Below are 20,764 nucleotides of genomic sequence, written 5' to 3' on the forward strand. Positions count from 1 at the left end.
TATGATCATCATCAAAAACGGCGCGCTCGTGACGCCCCAGGGGCTTCGCCGCGCCGATCTTGCCATGGATGGCGATAAGATCGTGCGGATCGCCGCGGCGATTGAGCCGGCCGAGGGCGATACCGTCGAGGATGCCGCGGGCTGCTGGGTGTTCCCAGGCTTTATCGATGGGCACACGCACATGCAGTGCTGGACTGGCATGGACTGGACGGCCGATAGCTTTGAGACCGGCACACGTGCGGCTGCCTGCGGCGGCACGACGACCATTGTGGATTACGCCACGGCCGATCGCGGTGTGACCATGCCCGATGCCTTGGCCGAGTGGCATCGCCGCGCCGACGGAACCTGCACGGCCAACTACGCCTTTCATATGGCGCTCGCCGAGTGGAACGAGCGCAACCGCGCCGATCTCTCTGCCATGCGCGAGGCGGGCGTATCGTCGTTCAAGACCTACTTTGCCTACGATCATTTGCGCTTGGACGATGCCGAGACGCTCGAGGTGCTGGAGGAGCTCAAGCGCGTGGGCGGTATCCTGTGCGTGCATTGCGAGAACGGCACGCTGGTGAACGAGCTGCAGAAGCGCGTGTTTGAGCAGGGTATCCACGGGCCCGAGGGACATGCTCTCAGCCGTCCGGATGTGTGCGAGGCCGAGGCCGTGAGCCGTCTGCTGTATCTGGCGCATCTGGCCGGCGACGCACCGGTCAACGTGGTGCACCTTTCGACCAAGCTGGGGCTCGAGACCATCCGTGCCGCCAAGGCGCGCGGGCAGAAGAATATCTATGTCGAGACCTGCCCTCAGTATCTGATGCTCGACGATACGTGCTACTTGGAGCAGGGCGAGGACGGCTTTGCGGGCGCCAAGTATGTGATGAGCCCGCCGCTGCGCCATGCGGGTGATCGTGCGGCACTGCGCGAGGCGCTTGTGGCCGGCGAGATCGATACGATTGCGACCGACCACTGCAGCTTTAACCTGCACGGGCAAAAGGATCGCGGGCGCGACGACTTCCGCGCGATTCCCAACGGCGGACCCGGTGTGGAGCATCGCCCCGTCGCGATCGCCACGAGCTTTGAGGGACAGCTGGGCCCCGAGGATCTGTGCCGCCTGATGAGCGAGAACCCGGCGCGCGTCTTTGGCATGTATCCGCGCAAGGGCTGTCTTGCCGAGGGCTCCGATGCCGACGTGTGCGTGTGGGATCCCAAGGCGCGCTGGACCATTCGCGCGGCGACGCAGCATCAGGCTGTGGACTACACGCCGCTCGAGGGCTTTGAGGCGCACGGCCGCGCCAAGGCCGTGTTTGTGAACGGCGTACTGGCTGCGCGCGACGGCGAGCCCACCGGAGCCCAGCCCGGCCGCTACGTCCCCCGCTAGCAGAAAGGGCGCCGGGGTAGCTAAAAGAGCCCCGTCCCAAATTAGCTACCCCTGGAGGCTGGTGGCGACGATGGGGCGGTCGAGAGCTGTCTCGAAGCGGTCGGCCATCGTGGGGTCGCTGAGCGTGTCGACTTGGTTGAGCATGATGCGGGCATTGTCGAGGTTCAGCATCTGCAGCTCGGCATTGAGCACCATGGCGACGCGCTCTGGGGTGGCAGCGTCGGTGGGCTCGCAGCCGCAGCGCTCGCAGAAGAGCTCGGGGCGGTGGACAACCTTGGCGACGGGCTTGCCCAGCCCTGAGGCGCCGACGACCCAGACAACGTTTGCCGTGGCGGCGGGAATTACCGGCTCCCAGGCGGCATGCGCCTTGAGCGGGAGTCGCTTGCTGCCATCTGCCTCGGCCAACACATAGTCAAAGCGCTGCGCCAGCTGGTCGAGCGGCTCAGCGGGGGCGGAGAGCTTGCCTGTCTCCGGGTCCAAGACGCCTGCCTGGCAGATGCTTCCGCGCACAAGGCCCGCGCAGGCCTCGCAGGTGCAGCCGGGGGCATGCAGGGTCCCCGGCTTCCAAGGCGCGGCGTCCAGGCGACGGCTCGACCCGTCCCATGGCACGCCGGCGACGGGAAACATGTGCGTGGTGGTGCAGAGGAGCACGCGGCCGCCAGCGCGCATAAGCTCAAGGCCGAGCGTCTTTAGCAGCGTCGACTTGCCGCCGCTGCCGACAATCGCGGTAATGCCCGGCTCGATCTTGAGCGCGGAGGCAAGGTTTCCGCTCGTCGTTTTCATCTGTTCACCGCCGTATAATACTGTGATAATAAAAAATCATCAGAGTAGCGGTCGAACCGCTTTGCTCTGCTCAAACCGTAGCACAGGGAGGTGTCCCGGGAATGCTCGTTTATGTTCGCGGCGCTGGCGATATCGCCACGGGCGTCGCCGCTCGCTTGGTACGCTCCGGCGTGTCGGTCGTTATGGCCGATATCGCGGTTCCCACGTGCATCCGCCGCACAATCAGTTTTTGCGAGGCCATTCGCCTGGGCGAGGTCGAGGTCGAGGGCATTCGCGCTCGCTTGGCACAGACGCCGGCTGAGGCGCTTGCGATTGCCGAGGCTGGAGACGTCGCCGTCGTGGTAGACCCTCAGGCCAAGATGCTCGATGAGCTTAAACCCACGGCTGTGGTCGACGCGATTTTGGCTAAGCGCAACTTGGGCACCACGCGCGATATGGCGCCTGCCGTCATCGCCGTGGGACCGGGCTTCACCGCGCCGGTTGACTGCGACGCAGCGGTCGAAACCATGCGCGGGCATTTTTTGGGCCGCGTCATTACCCAAGGTTCGCCCCAGCCCAACACGGGCGTGCCGGGCGTCATCGCCGGCTACGGCAAGGAACGAGTTATCCACAGCCCCGCCGCCGGCGTGTTTCGGTCCGACCGCGCAATCGGCGACATCGTGAGCGCCGGAGACGTGATTGGCTACGCGGGAGATACACCCATGTGCACGCAGATCGATGGCTGTCTGCGCGGGCTTTTGGCGAACGGCGTGCGGGTGACTGAGGGCTTTAAATGCGCCGACGTCGATCCGCGCGGCGATGCCAGCTATATCAACTATATTTCGGACAAGGCGACGTCGGTCGGCGGCGGCGTGCTCGAGGCACTCGCTATGCTCACCGATGTCTTTAGAGGATAGAAGGCGGCAATGGAAAAGCTCGATGTGGTGAATGCGGCGCTTGCCGCCCTGCGTGCTGGCGAGACGTGCGAGCTCGTGGTCGTGGCCGGCACGGCAGGGTCATCGCCGCGCGGCGTGGGCGCCTGGATGGCCGTCTTTGCCGATGGCAGCCAAGCGGGCACCATCGGCGGCGGCAAGATTGAGCTCTTTGCGCTGGACGAGGCGCGCGAGCTGCTGGCCGCAGGTCAATCGCGTCTGGTCCGCTACACCATGGGCGGTGAGAACTCCGATACCGGCATGATCTGCGGCGGAGCCATCTGCCTGTGCTATCTGCGCCTGGATGTATCGCAGGCGCCGTTGTTCCAGTCGGTTGCCGACATCTTGGCCTATCGGCGCATCGGCGACTTCGTCATCGACTTTGAGCCGTTTATCGCGAGCGTGCTCGAGGGCGATGTGGCCGAGTACCATGGCGAGGAATCGCGCCGCACCATTGCGGGCTGCCCCGGGCTTTCGCTGGTGGAGGAGGGGAGTAAGGTCACCTACACCAACGCCGCCTCCGAGATTCCCACGGCGCACATCGAGACGCTCTGCCCCGAGGGCCTGACCTATATCTTTGGCTGCGGCCACGTGGGCGCTGCGACGGCTCGCGTGCTCACGGCGGCGGGCTTTGCCGTCGTGGCTTGCGACGACCGCCCCGGCACGCTGACCCCCGATTGGGTGCCCGGTGTCTACGACCGTCGTCTGGTCGACTACAAGAGCCTGAGCAAGCAGTGCCCCATCGGCCCGCGCGACCTGGTGGTCGTCGCCACGGCGGGTCACAAGTCCGATATCGATGTGGTGATTCAGGCCATGCGCGCCAAACCCGCCTATCTGGGCTGCTTGGGCTCGCGCCGCAAGACCGCCTTTGTGCGCGCCCGCCTGGAGCAGGAGGGCTTTACGCAGGAGCAGATCGACGAGCTGCACCTGCCGATTGGTGTCGCCATCGAGGCCGAGGACCCCGAGGAGATCGCCATCTCCATCGCCGCCGAGATGATCCACCTGCGTCGCACCAAACTCGTCCCCCGCAAGCGCTAGTCGCATCCCAAATGAGCTGCCCCAGCCCTCTGCCGCATGCGGGTCAAAATGCTACCTGTGCCATATGCCCTATAATGTCCGACCGTTGAGCGGCATGGGGCCGCTGCCTAGGGTATGGGAGGCGCAAATGGCAGAGTCGGCAGCAGGGGATGCCCTGTTCGAGCGTACGGGAAAAGTTTCGTTTGTGCAGGTATTACCCCATGCACTGCAGCATGTGCTGGCGGCATTCGCGGGTATCGTCACGCCCGCCATCATTATCGCGTCGGTCTGTGGCTTTACCCCTCAGGAGGAGGCCGCCGTCATCCAGGCGTCGCTCGTCCTCTCGGCGCTTGACATTTTCCTTCAACAGTTTCCCATAAAAGGTGTCGTCGGTTCGGGCCTGCCCATTGTGATGGGTGCGAGCTTTACCTTCGTGCCGGCGCTCAAGGCAGTCGGTCTTGAGCTTGGTTTTGAGGCCGTACTGGGCGCCCAGGTAATCGGCGGCGCGCTCGTCGCGCTCTTCGGCCTACTGTTTAGGCGCGTGAGTTTTCTATTTCCGGCCCCGGTGCTTGGCACCGTCATCTTTGTCATTGGCCTGTCGCTATGCCCAGTGGCAGTTGCCTCCATGGCGGGCGGGGAGGGCGCGGCCGATTTTGGCAGTGTCACCAACTGGGCCGTCGCACTTGTGACGTTCGTCGTCACCTTTATGGCTGGCAACTACGGCAAGGGCGCGCTTAGGCTGGGCAGCATCCTGGCTGGTATCTGCGCGGGCTTTGTTTTGGCTGCGGTGTTGGGCATGGTCGATTTCTCGGCCATCGCGACCGCCAGCTGGTTCGCCCCGCCGGCCCTGGGCGCCCATCGCCTGGTGTTCGACCCGGCCGCGTGCGCCGTTGTGGGCGTTGTCGCCATTGTCAACGCAGTACAGGTCATGGGCGAGTTTGCCGCCGTGTCGTCCGCTGCGCTCGATACCCCTGCGACCGATAGCCAGATCTCGGGTGGCCTGATCGCCAACGGCCTGGTCGGTATGCTGTCAGGCTTTTTTGGCGGCGTCCCCACGGCAACCTTTGGCCAGAATGTGGGCATTATCGCCGAGAACAAGGTCGTCAACCGCATGGTCTTTACGCTTGCGGCTGCCATCCTGCTCATCGCGGGCCTGCTGCCCAAGTGTGCGGCGGTGCTCACGTCTATTCCGCAGCCGGTCATCGGTGGCGCCACGATTGGCGTGTTCGCGACCATCGGTATGAACGGTGTGGTCATGTTTGCCCGCCACGGCCTGTCTCAGCGCGATACCACGCTCATGGGTCTCTCTATCGCCTTTGGCACGGGCATTGAGCGCACGGCCGGCGCGCTTGCCGGCGCTGGATTCCCCGCATGGGTTGGCACCGTTTTTGGCGGATCCTCCATTGCCGTCGCCGCGCTCGTTGCTGTGATCCTCAACCTGGTCCTCCCGCGCCAAAAATAACGCCCCATATATGAGTTGCGGTGGAATAGGGACTGTTTAAGCCTTTTAAGCCATCAAACAGTCCCTATCTCACCGCAACTGCTGTTTTCCTCCGTGCCCTAGGGATCAATTTGTGCGGGGGAGTTGTGGAGTTGTGCAGGCAGACGAGGTTTTTCTGGAAATACGCTCCCGATGCGCGTATAGTACCGATTGTTTTGTCGGCTCCTGCTGCGTCGAGTCCAAACCGCGAAATGCCATGAGCGGCGCGGATGCAGCCAGGAGGCACGAGGACAACCCATCGTGGCCACGCCCCGTGCTTAAAACCCCAAGAAGGAGTGAACAATGGCAGAAGAGAAGTATGTGCCGCGTCTGAAGACCAAGTACAACAACGAGGTCAAGCAGCAGCTTCAGGACAAGTTCCAGTACGAGAACGTCATGATGATCCCCAAGTTTGAGAAGATCGTCGTGAACATGGGTGTCGGCGAGGCCGCTACCGATTCCAAGGCCATCGACGGTGCCGTGCGCGACCTGCGCGCCATCACCGGCCAGCAGCCGATGATCACCCGTGCCCGCAAGTCCATCGCTACCTTCCGCCTGCGCGCTGGTATGCCGATCGGCTGCAAGGTTACCCTGCGTGGCGACCGTATGTGGGAGTTCTTCGATCGTCTGACCTCCGTCGCGATTCCCCGTATCCGCGACTTCCGCGGCATCTCCGCCAAGAGCTTCGACGGCCGTGGTAACTTCTCCATGGGCGTCACCGAGCAGCTCATCTTCCCCGAGATCGACTTCGACTCCGTCGATCACCAGCGTGGTATGGACATCACTTTCGTGACCACCGCCAATACCGATGAGGAGGCCAAGGCCCTTCTGGACGCCTTCGGTTTCCCGTTCAAGAAATAGGTTCACCTGCCCTATGAGCGCCGTTCCCAGAAGGGGGCGGCGCTTGGGGCGAACAATACTCTATGTGAGGAGGATATAAGTGGCTAAGACATCGATGATCGTCAAGTGCAATCGCAAGCAGAAGTTCTCTACTCGTGAGTACACGCGCTGCCAGCGCTGCGGCCGTCCGCACTCTGTGTACCGCAAGTTCGGCCTGTGCCGTGTCTGCTTCCGCGAGCTTGCACTCAAGGGCGAGCTTCCCGGCGTTAAGAAGGCCAGCTGGTAAGTCACTACCAGCGTTTCAAGCATCCGTTTGGAACAGGGAAAACGCGCTAAAAAGGCTTTGCCGTTAAGGGCGGCGAAGAACCAAGAGCACGTGTTCATCAAGAACGAAGGAGAATCTGTATGAACCTTACAGACCCGATCGCAGATATGCTTACGCGCATCCGTAACGCTAACTCTGTGAACAAGGCCACGGTCTCCATGCCGAGCAGCAAGAAGCTCGTCGAGATCGCTCGTGTTCTGCACGAGGAGGGCTACATCGAGGGCTACGATGTCGAGGACACCGTTCCCCAGAAGACTCTGCACATCACGCTTAAGTATGGTCCCAAGAAGGCTAAGGTCATCAACGGCATCCGCCGCATTTCCAAGCCGGGCCTGCGTAAGTACACCGGCGTTGCCGACATGCCCCGCGTCCGCGGTGGCCTTGGTACCGCCATTATTTCCACCAGCCATGGCGTTATGACCGACCGCGATGCTCGCAAGCACAACGTCGGCGGCGAGATCATCGCTTACGTCTGGTAATTCGCTCGGTAGGTAGAAGGAAAGGAGATCACCGTGTCTCGTATCGGTAATAAGCCTGTCCAGATTCCCGCCGGAGTCGAAGTGGCAGTCAACGGCAACAACGTTGTCGTCAAGGGCCCCAAGGGCCAGCTCGAGCTCGATGTCTTTGAGAAGCTCGCTATCAACATCGAGGACAACGTCCTCACCGTTTCCCGTCCCGACGACGAGCGTGAGACCCGTGCCCGCCACGGCCTCACCCGCGCCCTCATCCACAACATGGTGGTTGGCGTTTCCGAGGGCTTCGAGAAGAAGCTCGAGCTCGCCGGCGTCGGTTACCGCGTGCAGCAGAAGGGCAAGAACCTCGAGTTCTCCCTGGGCTTCTCGCACCCCGTGATCGTCGAGGCTCCCGAGGGCATCACCTTCGAGGTTCCCGACAACACCCACGTGAACGTCAAGGGTATCAACAAGCAGCAGGTCGGTCAGATCGCCGCTGAGATCCGCGGCCATCGTCCTCCCGAGCCTTACAAGGGCAAGGGTATCCACTACGTTGGCGAGCACATCCGCCGCAAGCTGGGTAAGGCCGCCAAGTAGTCGTAACCGACTCACTCGCATAAGACCAGCACCCCGTCAGGTGCTGGCAAGATCAACCTTTTTAGGAGTTTACGTATGAACAAGCATAAGGCGAAGCTGGAAGGCCTCAAGCGTCGTCAGCGTCGTGTTCGCGGCAAGGTCTCGGGTACCTCCGAGCGTCCGCGTCTTCGCGTGACCCGTACTAACGCCAACATCTATGCCCAGATCATCGACGACAGCAAGGGCTCCAGCCTGACGCTCGTCTCTGCCTCGACCCTCGAGGCCGAGTTCAAGGGCACCCACACCTCGAACAAGGAGGCTGCGGAGAAGGTCGGTCAGCTCGTTGGCAAGCGCGCCATCGAGGCCGGCATCACCAAGGTCGCCTTCGATCGTGGTGGCCGTATCTACCATGGCCGCGTCAAGGCCCTCGCCGACGGTGCTCGTGCCGCCGGTCTCGAGTTCTAGGAGGTATGTAGCACATGGCTCGTAATCAGAAGCAGCAGCGCGAGGCCTCCGAGTTCGAGGAGCGCGTCGTTTACATCAACCGCGTGTCGAAGACCGTCAAGGGTGGTCGTCGCATGAGCCTCGTCGCTCTCGTCGTCGTTGGCGACGGCAAGGGCAACGTCGGCGTTGGCATGGGCAAGTCCGCTGAGGTGCCCCTGGCCATCTCCAAGGCGTCTCTCGATGCCAAGAAGAACATGTTCCACGTGCCGGTGACCGAGCAGGGCACCATCCCGCACGAGGTTCTCGGCCACTTTGGTGCCGGCCGCATCATCATCAAGCCCGCTGTCGAGGGTACCGGCGTTATCGCCGGCGGCGCTGTGCGTCCCCTCTTCGAGCTTGCTGGCATCAAGAACGTCCTGTCCAAGTCCCTCGGTACCGACAACGGCCTCAACATCATCAAGGCTGCCGTCGAGGGCCTCAAGGAGCTCTCCAGCCCTGAGGACGTCGCGGCTCGCCGTGGCCTGACGGTCTCCGAGATGTTCGTCGGTAAGGAGAACTAAGCATGGCTGACACCATCAAGATCAAGCAGGTCCGCAGCACCAACGGTTGCAAGCAGGACCAGGTCCGTACTGTCCGTGCCCTCGGTCTCCACAGGATCCGCGAGGTTCGCGAGATTGCTGACAACGAGTCCGTCCGCGGCATGATCTTCAAGGTCAAGCACCTTGTCGAGATTGTAGAGGAGTAGCAAATGCAGCTTCACGATCTTACTCCCGCGCCCGGTTCCACCAAGAACCGTAAGCGCGTCGGCCGTGGCAATTCTTCGGGTCACGGCACCACTTCTGGCCGCGGCCAGAAGGGCCAGGGTTCCCGCTCTGGCGGCACCAAGGGTGCCGGCTTCGAGGGTGGCCAGACTCCGCTGGCTATGCGCCTGCCCAAGCTTCCGGGCTTCCGCAACCCCCGTCGTATCGAGTACACCGCTGTTAACGTTGAGCGTCTCGAGCGTAAGTTCGAGGATGGCGCTGTGATCGACGGTGCCGCTCTTAAGGCCGCTCGCATCACCAAGAGCGAGTTCGAGCCCGTCAAGGTGCTCGGCAATGGTGAGCTCACCAAGAAGTTCACGGTCAAGGTCGACAAGGTCAGCGCTTCTGCGCAGGCCAAGATCGAGGCCGCCGGCGGAAAGGTCGAGCTGCCGTGCTAAATGGTCTTAAGAATGCTTTCCGCATCAAAGAATTGCGCGAAAAGATTCTTTTTACCATAGCTATGCTCGTCGTGTACCGCATTGGTGCGCACGTTCCTGTGCCCGGCATTCCCTTCCAGGGGATGCTGGGCCTTTTCTCGACCGATAACAATTCGGTCGCCGCAGGTGCTATGGCCCTCCTGAATCTTTTCTCTGGCGGCGCGTTGAGCTATGTGTCGGTGTTTTCGCTGGGCATCATGCCTTACATCACCAGCTCGATCATCCTCCAGATGCTCCAGGCCGTCGTGCCTTCCCTGCATGAGCTTGCCCGCGAGGGCGAGGTCGGTCAGACCAAGATTACGCAGTATTCGCGTTACCTCACCTTGGCTCTGGCAATCCTCAACTCCGTGGGTTACCTCTTCCTCTTTAAGAGCTTCGGCATCAGCTTTAATGGCGCCGGCGCTCCCGAGATCATCTTCGACCTCATGGTCGTCGGCACGCTCACTGCGGGCGCCATGCTGATCATGTGGATTGGTGAGCTCATCACCCAGCGCGGTATCGGCAATGGCATGTCGCTGATCATCTTTGCGAACATCATGGCCGGCCTTCCGCAGGCTATCTTCTCCAGCACCGAGGGTAATGCCGGTGGCATCATCACCATGGTGATCATCTGCGCCATCATCCTGCTGGTTATCCCGCTGATTGTTTTCCTTGAGCGCGGCCAGCGCCGCATCCCGGTCTCCTATGCCAAGCGCGTCGTGGGCCGTCGCATGATGGGTGGCCAGACCACCTACCTGCCCATCAAGGTCAACACCGCGGGCGTCGTGCCGATCATCTTTGCCTCGGCGCTGCTGTACTTCCCGGCTCAGATTGCCGTGTTCTTCCCCGGCATCGGCTGGATTCAGGCAGTTGCCTCTGCGCTTTCGACCGGTTGGCTCAACTGGGTGCTTAACGTTGTCCTCATCGTGTTCTTCGCGTACTTCTACACCTCCATGGTGTTCAACCCCGATGACACGGCCGACAACCTTAAGAAGCAGGGTGGCTTTATTCCGGGCGTCCGTCCGGGTAGGGCTACCGCGGCCTACATCAAGAACGCGCTCAACAAGATCACGCTTCCCAGCGCTGTCTTTTTGGCGCTCATCGCCATCGTGCCTTCGATCATCTTCTCCTTCACGGGTAACCATCTGATCCAGGCATTTGGCGGCACGTCCATCCTCATCATGGTCGGCGTCGTGCTCGACACGGTCGATAAGCTCGAAGGCCAGATCAAGATGTATGATTACGATGGATTCTTTAAATAGGCTAGAGGAGGATTGCTCATGAACCTCGTATTGCTCGGAGCTCCGGGTGCCGGTAAGGGCACCGTCGCACAGGAGCTCGTCGCCGAGTTTGGCGTCGCTCACATTTCCACGGGCGACCTGCTGCGTGCTGCCGTCAAGGGTGGCACCGAGCTTGGTATTCAGGCTAAGAAGTACATGGACGCTGGCGAGCTCGTTCCCGACCAGCTCGTGATCGACCTTGTCAAGGAGCGCCTTGCTGCCGATGACGCCCAGCAGGGCTTCATCCTCGACGGCTTCCCGCGCAACACCGCCCAGGCTGTGACGCTCGATTCCGAGCTCTCCGCCATGGGTCGCGAGATCGACTGCGCCCTTCTGGTCGACGTGGCCCCCGAGGTCATCATCGCTCGTCTGTCTTCGCGTCGCACTTGCCGCGCCTGCGGTTACACCGGCACCGCTGCCGATGCTACCTGCCCCAAGTGCGCCGGCGAGATGTATCAGCGCGACGACGACAAGCCCGAGACCATCAAGAACCGTCTCGACGTCTACGAGAAGTCCACGAGCCCGCTCGTCGACTACTATCGTGGCCAGGGTCTGCTCAAGTCGGTCAACGGTGACCAGGCTCGCGAGACCGTGTACGGGGATGTCAAAGAGGCTCTCGGTCTATGATCAAGATTAAGTCTGCAACGCAAATCGAGCAGATGAAGAAGGCAGGAGCGCTATCTAAGATGGCGCTCCGCCACGTTGGAGCCATGGTGCGCCCTGGTGTTTCGACCTTTGAGCTCGATCAGCTCGCGGAGCAGATTATCCGTATGCATGGCGGCACCCCGGCCTTTAAGGGTTACGGCGGGTTCCCCGGTACCATTTGCGCATCGATTAACGATGCCGTGGTCCACGGTATTCCCAACCCCGACATGATCCTGCGCGATGGCGATATCATCTCCATCGATACGGGAGCCGTTGTCGACGGTTGGGTTGGCGATAACGCTTGGACGTTTTTTGTCGGCACACCCACGCCCGAGGCCAAGGCCCTGTGCGAGGTCACGCGCGATTGCCTTAAGGCTGCCATCGAGCAGGCTGTTCCCGGTAACCATATCGGGGATGTTGGTTACGCCGTTCAGTCCCTCGCCGAGTCTCACGGTTACGGCGTGCTTCGTGACTATGTGGGCCATGGCATTGGCCGCGTGATGCACGAGGACCCCAACGTTCCTAACTATGGAAAGAAGGGGAGGGGCGTTCGCCTCCAGGCCGGCATGGTCATTGCCATCGAGCCGATGGTTACGATGGGTTCCAACCATGTGAGCACGGGCTCCGACGGTTGGATTGTTACGACCAACGACCACCTGCCCGCCGCACACTACGAGAACACCGTCGCCATTACCAATGACGGTCCGGTGATTATCACCACGGATGCCCAAGGTGCTTGGTGTTCGCTCCAAGGCGGAGAAATGTAACAAGTTCCACTTAGTTGTGGAGCCATTACGAAGTTATTACGATGCGTGCATACGTGTTGTAGAATACTCAATCGCTGTCGTTTTCTAGAGAAAGATGATTGCTTGTGAAGAAGGAAGACGCAATTGAGCTCGAGGGTACGGTAAAGGAACCGCTGCCCAATGCCATGTTTAAGGTCGAGCTCGAGAACGGTCATTCGGTTCTGTGCAACATTTCTGGCAAGATCCGAATGAATTACATCCGTATTCTCCCCGGTGACAGGGTTGTCGTGGAGCTTTCCCCGTACGACCTGACCCGCGGCCGCATCACCTATCGCTACAAATAGCGGCACGCATACGCGCACTCCATTTCCGACTGCAGGCTTAGCTCAACCTACGGTCGGATTGTGTGTGAAGACCAGCCATAGTTTTAAACGCCTGCGGCTGGGCGAGTAGATAGTAGGGAAGTAGTTTGAGCGCTACCGAAAGGAAGAACGATGAAGGTACGTCCTTCGGTCAAGAAGATGTGCGATAAGTGCAAAATCATTAGGCGCCATGGCAAGGTCCTCGTCATTTGCGAGAACCCCCGTCATAAGCAGCGTCAGGGTTAAGAGAGGAGACTACGTTGGCCCGTATTAATGGTGTCGACCTCCCGCGTGAGAAGCGCGTTGAGATCGGTCTGACCTACATTTACGGCATCGGCCGCACCACTGCGACGAAGATCTGCGTCGAGTGCAACGTTAACGTGGATACGCGCGTTAAGGACCTCACCGAGGATGAGGTTAACGCCATCCGTGATTATATCGATAAGAACCAGATCATGGTTGAGGGCGACCTCCGCCGTGAGCGCAACCAGAACGTCAAGCGCCTTATGGACATCGGCTGCAACCGCGGCCTTCGTCACCGCAAGGGCCTCCCGGTCCGCGGCCAGCGCACCCACACTAACGCTCGTACCCGCAAGGGCCCGAAGCGTCAGATCGGTGCTAAGAAGAAGAAATAAGGAGCGCTAGATAGATGGCTACTGCTAAGAAGAACGTTCGCGCTGCCCGTCTGAAGCGCGCGGACCGTAAGAACATTTCCGTGGGCCAGGCTCACATTCGTTCTACGTTCAACAACACGATCGTTTCGATCACCGATCCCCAGGGCAACGTCATTTCCTGGAAGTCGGCTGGCCAGGTGGGCTTCAAGGGCTCCCGTAAGTCCACGCCGTTCGCTGCCCAGATGGCTGCCGAGGCTGCTGCCAAGCAGGCCATGGAGCACGGTATGAAGAAGGTTTCCGTCTTCGTCAAGGGCCCCGGCTCCGGTCGTGAGACCGCCATTCGCTCCCTCCAGGCTGCTGGCCTCGAGGTCTCGAGCATCCAGGACAAGACCCCCATTCCGCACAACGGCTGCCGCCCCAAGAAGCGTCGCCGCGTGTAACTGAAAGGATCGTATCAATATGGCAATCGACAGGACTCCTGTTCTTAAGCGCTGCCGTCAGCTCGGGATCGATCCCGCTGAGCTCGGTTACAGCAGCAAGAAGGAATCTATCCGTCAGCCCAAGCGCCGTCGCAAGGAATCTGAGTACGGCATGCAGCTGCGCGAGAAGCAGAAGGTCAAGTTCATCTATGGCGTTCTGGAGAAGCAGTTCCACGGCTACTTCAACAAGGCCCGCAAGATGAACGGCGTCACCGGTGAGAACCTCATGATCATCCTTGAGTCTCGCCTCGACAACGTCGTCTTCCGTCTTGGCTTCGCCCGCACCCGCAAAGAGGCTCGTCAGTCCGTCCGTCACGGTCACTTCACCGTGAACGGCAAGCGCGTGGACATCCCGTCCTACCGCGTCAAGGCCGGCGACGTCGTCGCTGTCGGCGAGAAGTTCCGTGACCTCCTCCCCATCAAGGAGGCTCTGATTTCCTCCGAGCGCTTTGAGGTCCCTGGCTGGCTCGAGGTCGATATCGAGAAGCTGTCTGGTAACGTGCTCGCTCTGCCGACGCGTGAGCAGATCAGCGGTGATATCAACGAGCAGCTCATCGTCGAGCTCTACTCTAAGTAGTCCATCCGGGCTGCTGAGGCTGGAGGTAATACATGTCAGAATTCATTAGGCCTCAGGTTCAGGTCGAAGAGATCAACGAGACGTCTGCTCGTGTCTCCGTCGAGCCGCTCGAGCGTGGCTACGGCGATACGCTGGGTAACTCCCTTCGTCGCGTTCTTCTGTCCTCGCTCGAGGGTGCCGCCGTCGAGGCTATTCAGATCGATGGTGCGCAGCACGAGTTCATGACCATCCCTAACATGGTCGAGGATGTCACCGACATCGTCCTGAATGTCAAGGGTCTTGTCTTCAGGGCTCTCGGCACGACCGACGAGGCGACCGCCACCATCTCGGTTGACGGCCCCTGCGAGGTCACCGGTGCGGACTTCTTTATTCCGTCCGAGTTTGAGCTGGTCAACCCCGAGCAGCACATCGCTACGCTCACCGAGGGTGGCCATCTCACCATGAGCATGCGCATCGGCTATGGCCGCGGCTATGTTTCTGGCGAGGCCAACAAGCGCGACAACGATCCCATCGGTGTGATCCATGTCGACTCGCTGTACTCGCCGGTTTCCCGTTGCGCCAAGCTCGTTGAGGCTTGCCGTGTCGGTCAGCATACCGACTACGACCGCCTTGTCCTCGAGATCGAGACCAACGGCTCCATCGCCCCGCGCGACGCCGTGGTCCAGGCTGCCAATATCATCAACCAGCATATGGCCGCCTTTATGAACCTTGCCGAGACCCCCGAGGTCGAGGAGGAGGCTTCGATCTTCGCTCCCGAGGTCACCAACGACAACGCCGAGCTGGACAAGCAGATCGAGGATCTGGACCTTTCCGTCCGTTCCTACAACTGCCTTAAGCGCGCCAGCATTCACTCGGTCCGTCAGCTCGTTGAGTTCTCGGAGAACGATCTGCTCAACATCCGTAATTTCGGTGTTAAGTCGATCGAGGAAGTGAAGGACAAGCTTGAGTCCATGGGCCTGAGCCTGAAGGCTTAATGCTTCGCATATTTGAGGAGAAACTAGACCATGCGTCACAACGTTAAGAAGGGCCTGAAGCTCGGCACCGATGCGAGCCACACCAAGGCCATGAAGAAGAGCCTTGCTAAGGCCCTCTTCGAGAACGACCGCATCAAGACCACCGAGACCCGCGCTAAGGCGCTGCGTTCGGTCGTCGATCCGATCATCACTTGGGCCAAGAAGGGCGACCTGCACTCTCGTCGTCTGGCTATCGCCAAGCTCGGCGATAAGCAGCTCGTTGCCGAGATCTTCGACAAGGCTGCTCAGGGCATGTGGCAGGACCGCAACGGCGGTTACACCCGCATCATGAAGCTCGGTAACCGTAAGGGCGACAACGCTCCCATCGTTATCATGGAGCTCGTCACCGAGCCTTGCACGCCTAAGGCCAAGAAGGCTGCTCCGGCCCCCAAGAAGGCCGCTGCTCCCAAGAAGGTCGAGGCTGTCGAGGAGACCGCTGCCGAGGAGGCTCCTGCTGAGGAGACCGCTGAGTAGACATTCCGTCTGCATAGGCTATATTCGAGGGGTACGTTCGCGTACCCCTCTTTTTTTGTCGCGATACCGTTGCTTGTTTGTTGGGAGCGCCCATGACTGCGCCGTCTGATTTCAATTCGATTTCCGAGCTTGACGCCACGCTCGTATTTCGCGTGGCCTATGATGGCTCGTCGTATAGCGGATTTGCCGAGCAGCCGGGACAGACGACGGTTGCGGGTGAGCTACGTCGAGCCATCGAGACGCTGCTTCGCCGCCCGATCGATCTGACGTGTGCGGGGCGTACCGATGCCGGCGTGCATGCCGTGGCTCAGTACATCAGCGTGCCCGTTACGGACGCTGAGCTCGCGTGTACGCGCCGTAGGTGGCTGAGGGCTATGGATGCCCTCCTGCCCAAAGATATCGCCATAAACGAGGTCTACAAGGCCCGTAGGGGCTTTTCTGCCCGCTTTGACGCGCGGTCCCGTACGTATACGTACCGTATTGCCGATCGCGATGCGCGCCCCGTGCTCTCGCGCGGTGCGGTGTGGTGGCATCGCTATCCCCTCGACGTAGATGCGATGGCGGCCGCCTGCCCTGCGCTTTTGGGCGAGCAGGACTTTAAGAGCTTTTGCAAGGTTGCCTCTGCTGTGGGCAAGCCCACGCACCGCTGCGTGATGCGTGCGGAGTTTGGCCACGAGGTCGCTTTTGGCGAGGATATCCTGACCTTCACTATCGAGGGCAATGCGTTTTTGCACTCGATGGTGCGTACCATTGTAGGAACGCTCGTGGAGATTGGCATGCATCGTCGCGATCCCCAGTGGATGCGCGAGGTTATTGACGCCCGTGACCGAACCGCTGCGGGTCCCACGGCGCCTGCCTGCGGCCTTACGTTTATGGGTGTGGATTACGGCCCCGACGAGCTTGTCGTTCTCGACTAGGGGAGTGCTCGGCGCGTCTGTGCCTTGCACATACTATGTGTGAGCTGCGCGTGTGCAACATCTGTTCTTGGCGTGCAACATGTTAGGCGGCTCGTTGCTTTTATAGCTCGGGTGTACCATGAACGACAGTTTGATTTGGTGCTATCGAGAGGATGGAAAACTTGGTTCGACGTGGTTCGCATCCGCGACTTTCGGTGATCCTTGTGGTAGAAGGTTCGCCCAGCTATGCGATGCGTGCGCTCGAGAGTATCCAGAACCAAGACCTCTACGATTTGCAGATTGTCGTTGTCTGCCGCGATGCTGCGCCCGGTGTGCGCCATTCGCTTCAAGTTGCTGCCGACAGGGACATCCATATTGATTTGATTGACGTCGAGGACGCGAAGCGCGGCGCTTGTCTTCGTGCCGGTTTTGATGCCTCGCGCGGCTCTCAAATCATCGTCATGAACGCCGATGAGTGGTTTGCTCCGCAGGCCCTTTCCAAGATGGTCGATATCGCGTGCGATACTGCGGCAGACATTGTGCTCCCCTCGGTGTCGCTCGATCGATACGATGCGCATCGCGAGCGTCATTCGCGCGTCTTGGATGCTGCCTCTATTGCCATAGAAGACGAGTCTTCTATGGTGACTGGGCTGCCCCAGTTGATTTTGGGCGGCCTAGTCGCTCAGACCTCTGGCGTGATGTATAGCCGTCCGCTGTTTGAGGCATGCCTGTCGCGCGGCAAGGCGTACCGTACGGTTGAGTTTATGGCTTATGCGCTCTCGCAGGCACGATTCGTGTCCGGCTGCGGCGACGCTTGTTTCCACGCGGCGGCACCTAAGCTTACAGATGCCTTTGATCCCACCATGTATGCCAGGATATCCGATGACACTCGAGCGCTCGACGAGCTTGCGGACTCACTCTCGGAAGCAGATAGCGGTGGTCGGCTCAAGCTGGCAAGCCAAAAGTTCTACTTTGCCGGACTGGTCGCCTGCATCGAGAATTTGTGTCTGAGCCCGCATGGGGTGTCGTCAATCGAGCGTTCCGCCCGCATGCGTGATATGCTCGAGGCGCCTCGAACCCGTCAGATGGTCGCCGCGCTCAAGGATAACCATCGGGGACTCGGTCTGTTGTTTGGGCCGATCGCCAGCGCCAAGCCCGCGCGCTGCGTGATGTGTACGCATCTGGCAGCTTTTCTTAACCGGACGGGCGCAAAAACCGCCTAAACGGCTCATTACGAAACAAACTTGCATAGAATTGTTTCGAAATGCGTTCTTATACACAAAAGCCTTCAAATAGCGTTAAACTATTCAATCACTGATTGATTGTCTCCGCCATCTTTTGGAGAGAGGGTTTGTATGGCTAAAAAACGCAATGGGCGCCAGGATGCCATTAGAGATATTGTGCGCAATAAGGATGTCCGCACGCAGCGCGTGCTGGTCGATGAGCTCCGTGCTATGGGCTTTGATTGCACGCAGGCGACTGTCTCTCGCGATATTGCCGATATGGGGCTGCGTAAGCTCCCTGAGGGCATCTATGTTCTGGCAGAGGACCTGCACCTGCAGCGTATGGTTTCCGAGCTCGTAACGGGCGTTCTGCGTACTGATAATCTGGTTATGATCAAGGCTCAGCCTGGCACGGCTTCCGGCATCGCCGCCGCCGTTGATGCGGCAGAGTTACCCGATGTGCTTGGCTCGCTTGCCGGCAACGATACGATTTTGGTTATTGCCCAGACGGCCGAGGACGGCGAGCGTCTCGAGGCGCTGATCAATAAGTTGAGCAATTCTCGCAAGTAGGTGTGCGGGTCGTGCGCTCGGCATTGTGTGCGCTGACATAGTGGCTTGTAAGGGGCATCGACGTTGGTCGGTACCCCTTTTTGTTTGCCGGTATAAAGACCGCCCACCAGGTCGCTTCAAACTAAAAGGCCCCGAGCAGTTCAATAAGCTGCTCGGGGCCTTGTTGGCTTTAGTCGCGTACTTCTTAGCCGACCGTATCGTCAGGCGTGGGCGAGGGGTCGGGAGTGGGCGTAGGCGTAGGCGTAGGCGTAGGCGTGCCGCCATCGCCGCCGGTCGAACCACCAGTGGAGCCACCCGTCGAGCCACCGGTCGTACCGGTGCCGCCGGTGGTGTCGCCGCCCGTGGTCTCGGTGGTCGTGGTCGTCGTGGTAGTCGTTGTGGTGGTTTCCTCTTCCTCTTCGTCCTTGTCGTCGTTCTCCGACTTCTTGGTGTTGTTGGTGCCGTAGAACTTCCAGACGCTGTTGTTCTTGTAGGTGGGCGCCGTTCCGGTCGCAAACTCCTCGCGCTCGGTACCGGTCAGAACGGTGTTCATAAACCGCTTAAAGACAGGCAGGTTGGTGCTGTCGCCCAGCAGGTCCGTGCCGTACTTTTGGATGGGGATCTCGCCCGCGGAATAGCCGGTCCACAGGGCGCACGCCAGCTGCGGGGTATAGCCGCAGAACCACAGGTTGGTGGTGTTGTCGGTGGTGCCCGTCTTGCCGGCATAGGGCTGGTTGACACTCAGAGCGCCGGCAGCACCCGTACCGCTGCCCTTCATGACGCCGGACAGAACATCGGTGACCGCGGCGGCCTCGCCCTCGGTAAGCACCTGTGAGGGATTGTCGGTGTGCTGGTACAGCACCGAACCGGTACGAGAGTCAATCTCGGTGATGGCGATCGGCTGGCGATAGTAGCCGCCGTTGGCAAACGTCGCGTAGGCGGCGGCCATCTCGAGCGGCGAGATCGAGCCGGTGCCGAGGGTCATGACGGGAACGTCCTCGATGTTGTCCTTGGCGGGGTCGATGCCGAGCTTTTTGACGAGCGAGATGATCTTGCTGTTACCGACGGCTTCCGCCACCTGGATGTAGCCGGTGTTGGAGGAGTATGCCGTCGCCTGCTTAAGCGTGATGTTGCCATAGCTCTGGTTGGCGTAATTTTGGACCTCGGTCGTGGTGCCCTTGGCCTTGAGCGGCGAGTTGCAGTTGAGGGTGACGTTGGGGTTCATGCCGTTTTGGATGGCAGTTGCCAGCGTAAAGGCCTTAAAGGTGGAGCCGACGGGACGCTTGGCCGTGGCATGGTTTACGTGGTTCTCGTCGGCGTTGTAGTCGTAGCCGCCCACCATGCACTTGATGTAGCCGGTCTTGGGGTCGACGACGACCATGCCCATGTCCAGGCCGCCAAGCGAGAGCGTGTCGAGCTGCTCGCGGACGGCATTCTCTGCCACCTGCTGCATCGTGGGGTCGATGGTGGTCTTGACGGTCAGGCCGCCCTTAAAGAGCACGTCGGTCGAGAACTCCTGCTCCAGCAGCTGCTTGACGTAGGAGACAAAGTAGGGCTGCGAGTATACGTCGACGCCGCTGCCCGAGATTTCGGTCACATTGAGGGTGATGGGTTCGGCCTGTGCGGCATCGTGCTCCTCCTGGGTGATGTGGCCCAGGCGCAACATGTTGTCGAGGACCTTGTTGCGACGGGACAGCGCCAGGTCGGGGTTGACCGTGGGGTCGTACTGCGAGGGCGAGTTGGGAAGGCCGATCAACAGCGCGGCCTCGCTCAGGGTGAGGTCGGCGGCGCTCTTGGACAGATAGGTCTCGGCTGCGGCCTCGATGCCGTAGGCGCCGTGGCCGTAATAGATGGTGTTGAGGTACATCATGAGGATCTCGTCTTTGGAGTACATGTCCTCCATCTTGATAGCGATGTAGGCCTCGCGCACCTTACGCTCAATGGTCGAGTCGAATTGCTCCTCCTGCAGGATGGTGTTGCGCACAAGCTGCTGGGTGATCGTCGAGGCGCCTTCGTGCCCGCCGCCGAGGGTTGCCACCGCAGCACGCGCGATACCCCACAGGTCGATACCGCCGTGCTCGTAGAAGCGCTCGTCCTCGACGTCAACGGTGCCCTGCAGCACGTAGGGGGAGACCTCGTCCTTGGTGATGGACTTGCGGTTTTGCGTGTAGAAGCTCGCGATCTTGTTGCCGTTGCAGTCGACGATCTCGGTGGGCTCGCTCACCAGATACGCGTTGGCGTCGGTGTAGTCGGGCAGATCGGACAGCCAGCGGTTGACGTTACCGAGCATGCCGATGCCAAACGCCACGCCCGCAATCAGCAGAAAGCCCAAAAACGAGAGCAGGATTATGGGCAGGGCGTGCGTCTTTGAACGGCTGTGTCCCTGTCGTTGGCGAGGACCCATATATTGACCTCCAGGTATGTCGTGCCAGACGGTGGATGTGCCGTCGGGGCAGGATGGACATAAGTTATTACACGATAAACCAAACGGGG

The 20,764-nt window shown here is 60.4% G+C and carries 27 protein-coding genes; 25 read left to right on the forward strand and 2 right to left on the reverse strand.

What is annotated here, in order from left to right; genetic code table 11:
• The first annotated feature begins 1 nt into the window (after position 1).
• A complete protein-coding gene (gene hydA, locus DXD48_RS04515; RefSeq protein WP_117564177.1) occupies positions 2-1,369 on the forward strand; it encodes a dihydropyrimidinase in 1,368 nt (455 codons plus the stop codon).
• 45 nt (positions 1,370-1,414) lie between these two features.
• Here hydA and yqeC read toward each other — a convergent pair whose 3' ends face one another.
• The gene (yqeC, locus tag DXD48_RS04520; protein WP_117564178.1) at positions 1,415-2,152 is read right to left on the reverse strand and encodes a selenium cofactor biosynthesis protein YqeC; all 738 of its coding nucleotides are present in this window, start codon (positions 2,150-2,152) and stop codon (positions 1,415-1,417) included.
• Positions 2,153-2,253: 101 nt separating this feature from the next.
• Here yqeC and yqeB point away from each other — a divergent pair, with 101 nt between their 5' ends.
• From yqeB to DXD48_RS04640, 24 genes are all read left to right on the forward strand, one after another.
• Positions 2,254-3,048: a selenium-dependent molybdenum cofactor biosynthesis protein YqeB gene (gene yqeB / locus DXD48_RS04525; protein WP_117564179.1), complete on the forward strand. Its 795-nt coding sequence runs from the start codon at positions 2,254-2,256 to the stop codon at positions 3,046-3,048.
• Positions 3,049-3,057: 9 nt separating this feature from the next.
• On the forward strand, positions 3,058-4,101 hold the full coding sequence (locus DXD48_RS04530; protein ID WP_117564180.1) for an XdhC family protein: 1,044 nt from the start codon (positions 3,058-3,060) through the stop codon (positions 4,099-4,101).
• A gap of 127 nt (positions 4,102-4,228) precedes the next feature.
• Complete coding sequence (locus tag DXD48_RS04535; protein WP_158548927.1) at positions 4,229-5,542, forward strand: uracil-xanthine permease family protein; 1,314 nt, start codon at positions 4,229-4,231, stop codon at positions 5,540-5,542.
• 321 nt (positions 5,543-5,863) lie between these two features.
• On the forward strand, positions 5,864-6,421 hold the full coding sequence (rplE, locus tag DXD48_RS04540) for a 50S ribosomal protein L5 (RefSeq protein WP_006235260.1): 558 nt from the start codon (positions 5,864-5,866) through the stop codon (positions 6,419-6,421).
• A 79-nt stretch (positions 6,422-6,500) separates the two neighbouring features.
• Positions 6,501-6,686 (forward strand): type Z 30S ribosomal protein S14, encoded by a 186-nt coding sequence (locus DXD48_RS04545; RefSeq protein WP_022094280.1) that lies wholly within the window; start codon positions 6,501-6,503, stop codon positions 6,684-6,686.
• 119 nt (positions 6,687-6,805) lie between these two features.
• On the forward strand, positions 6,806-7,204 hold the full coding sequence (rpsH, locus tag DXD48_RS04550) for a 30S ribosomal protein S8 (RefSeq protein ID WP_006235262.1): 399 nt from the start codon (positions 6,806-6,808) through the stop codon (positions 7,202-7,204).
• Between the two features lie 33 nt (positions 7,205-7,237).
• Positions 7,238-7,774, forward strand: coding sequence for a 50S ribosomal protein L6 (gene rplF, locus DXD48_RS04555; protein ID WP_117564182.1), 537 nt, complete (start codon positions 7,238-7,240; stop codon positions 7,772-7,774).
• Positions 7,775-7,849: 75 nt separating this feature from the next.
• Positions 7,850-8,218: a 50S ribosomal protein L18 gene (gene rplR, locus DXD48_RS04560; RefSeq protein WP_006235264.1), complete on the forward strand. Its 369-nt coding sequence runs from the start codon at positions 7,850-7,852 to the stop codon at positions 8,216-8,218.
• Between the two features lie 14 nt (positions 8,219-8,232).
• On the forward strand, positions 8,233-8,757 hold the full coding sequence (gene rpsE, locus DXD48_RS04565; RefSeq protein WP_055252236.1) for a 30S ribosomal protein S5: 525 nt from the start codon (positions 8,233-8,235) through the stop codon (positions 8,755-8,757).
• 2 nt (positions 8,758-8,759) lie between these two features.
• Positions 8,760-8,942, forward strand: coding sequence for a 50S ribosomal protein L30 (gene rpmD, locus DXD48_RS04570; RefSeq protein WP_006235266.1), 183 nt, complete (start codon positions 8,760-8,762; stop codon positions 8,940-8,942).
• A gap of 3 nt (positions 8,943-8,945) precedes the next feature.
• Positions 8,946-9,395, forward strand: a complete 450-nt coding sequence (gene rplO / locus DXD48_RS04575) for a 50S ribosomal protein L15 (protein ID WP_006235267.1) — start codon at positions 8,946-8,948, stop codon at positions 9,393-9,395.
• The gene (gene secY / locus DXD48_RS04580; RefSeq protein ID WP_089573561.1) at positions 9,389-10,675 is read left to right on the forward strand and encodes a preprotein translocase subunit SecY; all 1,287 of its coding nucleotides are present in this window, start codon (positions 9,389-9,391) and stop codon (positions 10,673-10,675) included. The genes rplO and secY overlap by 7 nt, the downstream gene beginning before the upstream one ends.
• Before the next feature lie 18 nt (positions 10,676-10,693).
• A complete protein-coding gene (locus tag DXD48_RS04585; protein WP_117564183.1) occupies positions 10,694-11,320 on the forward strand; it encodes an adenylate kinase in 627 nt (208 codons plus the stop codon).
• Positions 11,317-12,105 (forward strand): type I methionyl aminopeptidase, encoded by a 789-nt coding sequence (map, locus tag DXD48_RS04590; RefSeq protein ID WP_117564184.1) that lies wholly within the window; start codon positions 11,317-11,319, stop codon positions 12,103-12,105. Before DXD48_RS04585 ends, map begins: the two co-directional genes overlap by 4 nt.
• Before the next feature lie 104 nt (positions 12,106-12,209).
• Positions 12,210-12,428, forward strand: coding sequence for a translation initiation factor IF-1 (gene infA, locus DXD48_RS04595; protein ID WP_035137443.1), 219 nt, complete (start codon positions 12,210-12,212; stop codon positions 12,426-12,428).
• Between the two features lie 150 nt (positions 12,429-12,578).
• Positions 12,579-12,692 (forward strand): 50S ribosomal protein L36, encoded by a 114-nt coding sequence (gene rpmJ, locus DXD48_RS04600; protein ID WP_006363204.1) that lies wholly within the window; start codon positions 12,579-12,581, stop codon positions 12,690-12,692.
• Positions 12,693-12,706: 14 nt separating this feature from the next.
• The gene (gene rpsM, locus DXD48_RS04605) at positions 12,707-13,081 is read left to right on the forward strand and encodes a 30S ribosomal protein S13 (protein WP_022094275.1); all 375 of its coding nucleotides are present in this window, start codon (positions 12,707-12,709) and stop codon (positions 13,079-13,081) included.
• Between the two features lie 14 nt (positions 13,082-13,095).
• Entirely contained in the window at positions 13,096-13,500 is a 405-nt protein-coding gene (gene rpsK, locus DXD48_RS04610; RefSeq protein WP_006235274.1) for a 30S ribosomal protein S11, read from the forward strand.
• A 19-nt stretch (positions 13,501-13,519) separates the two neighbouring features.
• On the forward strand, positions 13,520-14,116 hold the full coding sequence (gene rpsD / locus DXD48_RS04615; protein ID WP_006235275.1) for a 30S ribosomal protein S4: 597 nt from the start codon (positions 13,520-13,522) through the stop codon (positions 14,114-14,116).
• Positions 14,117-14,148: 32 nt separating this feature from the next.
• A complete protein-coding gene (locus DXD48_RS04620) occupies positions 14,149-15,090 on the forward strand; it encodes a DNA-directed RNA polymerase subunit alpha (RefSeq protein WP_006235276.1) in 942 nt (313 codons plus the stop codon).
• Between the two features lie 30 nt (positions 15,091-15,120).
• Positions 15,121-15,603 carry a 50S ribosomal protein L17 gene (rplQ, locus tag DXD48_RS04625; RefSeq protein ID WP_089573564.1) on the forward strand — a complete coding sequence of 161 codons (483 nt, stop codon included), beginning with the start codon at positions 15,121-15,123 and terminating at the stop codon, positions 15,601-15,603.
• Between the two features lie 92 nt (positions 15,604-15,695).
• Entirely contained in the window at positions 15,696-16,520 is an 825-nt protein-coding gene (gene truA, locus DXD48_RS04630; RefSeq protein WP_117564185.1) for a tRNA pseudouridine(38-40) synthase TruA, read from the forward strand.
• A 203-nt stretch (positions 16,521-16,723) separates the two neighbouring features.
• Complete coding sequence (locus DXD48_RS04635) at positions 16,724-17,722, forward strand: glycosyltransferase (RefSeq protein WP_158548928.1); 999 nt, start codon at positions 16,724-16,726, stop codon at positions 17,720-17,722.
• Between the two features lie 132 nt (positions 17,723-17,854).
• A complete protein-coding gene (locus DXD48_RS04640; RefSeq protein ID WP_006235280.1) occupies positions 17,855-18,292 on the forward strand; it encodes an arginine repressor in 438 nt (145 codons plus the stop codon).
• Between the two features lie 184 nt (positions 18,293-18,476).
• Here the strand turns inward: DXD48_RS04640 and DXD48_RS04645 are convergent, their stop codons facing one another.
• Positions 18,477-20,675, reverse strand: a complete 2,199-nt coding sequence (locus DXD48_RS04645; protein ID WP_117564187.1) for a transglycosylase domain-containing protein — start codon at positions 20,673-20,675, stop codon at positions 18,477-18,479.
• Positions 20,676-20,764: the final 89 nt, after the last annotated feature.

Origin of the sequence: Collinsella sp. TM05-37 (genome assembly GCF_003436455.1) — a bacterium.
In the GTDB taxonomy this organism is placed as follows: domain Bacteria; phylum Actinomycetota; class Coriobacteriia; order Coriobacteriales; family Coriobacteriaceae; genus Collinsella.

Excerpts from the sequence above, each read along its gene's own strand:
- hydA (WP_117564177.1), top strand. The coding sequence starts at position 2 with ATGATCATCATCAAAAACGGCGCGCTCGTGACGCCCCAGGGGCTTCGC.
- yqeC (WP_117564178.1), bottom strand. The coding sequence starts at position 2,152 with ATGAAAACGACGAGCGGAAACCTTGCCTCCGCGCTCAAGATCGAGCCG.
- yqeB (WP_117564179.1), top strand. The coding sequence starts at position 2,254 with ATGCTCGTTTATGTTCGCGGCGCTGGCGATATCGCCACGGGCGTCGCC.
- DXD48_RS04530 (WP_117564180.1), top strand. The coding sequence starts at position 3,058 with ATGGAAAAGCTCGATGTGGTGAATGCGGCGCTTGCCGCCCTGCGTGCT.
- DXD48_RS04535 (WP_158548927.1), top strand. The coding sequence starts at position 4,229 with ATGGCAGAGTCGGCAGCAGGGGATGCCCTGTTCGAGCGTACGGGAAAA.
- rplE (WP_006235260.1), top strand. The coding sequence starts at position 5,864 with ATGGCAGAAGAGAAGTATGTGCCGCGTCTGAAGACCAAGTACAACAAC.
- rpsH (WP_006235262.1), top strand. The coding sequence starts at position 6,806 with ATGAACCTTACAGACCCGATCGCAGATATGCTTACGCGCATCCGTAAC.
- rplR (WP_006235264.1), top strand. The coding sequence starts at position 7,850 with ATGAACAAGCATAAGGCGAAGCTGGAAGGCCTCAAGCGTCGTCAGCGT.
- rpsE (WP_055252236.1), top strand. The coding sequence starts at position 8,233 with ATGGCTCGTAATCAGAAGCAGCAGCGCGAGGCCTCCGAGTTCGAGGAG.
- rpmD (WP_006235266.1), top strand. The coding sequence starts at position 8,760 with ATGGCTGACACCATCAAGATCAAGCAGGTCCGCAGCACCAACGGTTGC.
- rplO (WP_006235267.1), top strand. The coding sequence starts at position 8,946 with ATGCAGCTTCACGATCTTACTCCCGCGCCCGGTTCCACCAAGAACCGT.
- DXD48_RS04585 (WP_117564183.1), top strand. The coding sequence starts at position 10,694 with ATGAACCTCGTATTGCTCGGAGCTCCGGGTGCCGGTAAGGGCACCGTC.
- map (WP_117564184.1), top strand. The coding sequence starts at position 11,317 with ATGATCAAGATTAAGTCTGCAACGCAAATCGAGCAGATGAAGAAGGCA.
- rpmJ (WP_006363204.1), top strand. The coding sequence starts at position 12,579 with ATGAAGGTACGTCCTTCGGTCAAGAAGATGTGCGATAAGTGCAAAATC.
- rpsK (WP_006235274.1), top strand. The coding sequence starts at position 13,096 with ATGGCTACTGCTAAGAAGAACGTTCGCGCTGCCCGTCTGAAGCGCGCG.
- rpsD (WP_006235275.1), top strand. The coding sequence starts at position 13,520 with ATGGCAATCGACAGGACTCCTGTTCTTAAGCGCTGCCGTCAGCTCGGG.
- DXD48_RS04620 (WP_006235276.1), top strand. The coding sequence starts at position 14,149 with ATGTCAGAATTCATTAGGCCTCAGGTTCAGGTCGAAGAGATCAACGAG.
- rplQ (WP_089573564.1), top strand. The coding sequence starts at position 15,121 with ATGCGTCACAACGTTAAGAAGGGCCTGAAGCTCGGCACCGATGCGAGC.
- truA (WP_117564185.1), top strand. The coding sequence starts at position 15,696 with ATGACTGCGCCGTCTGATTTCAATTCGATTTCCGAGCTTGACGCCACG.
- DXD48_RS04640 (WP_006235280.1), top strand. The coding sequence starts at position 17,855 with ATGGCTAAAAAACGCAATGGGCGCCAGGATGCCATTAGAGATATTGTG.
- DXD48_RS04645 (WP_117564187.1), bottom strand. The coding sequence starts at position 20,675 with ATGGGTCCTCGCCAACGACAGGGACACAGCCGTTCAAAGACGCACGCC.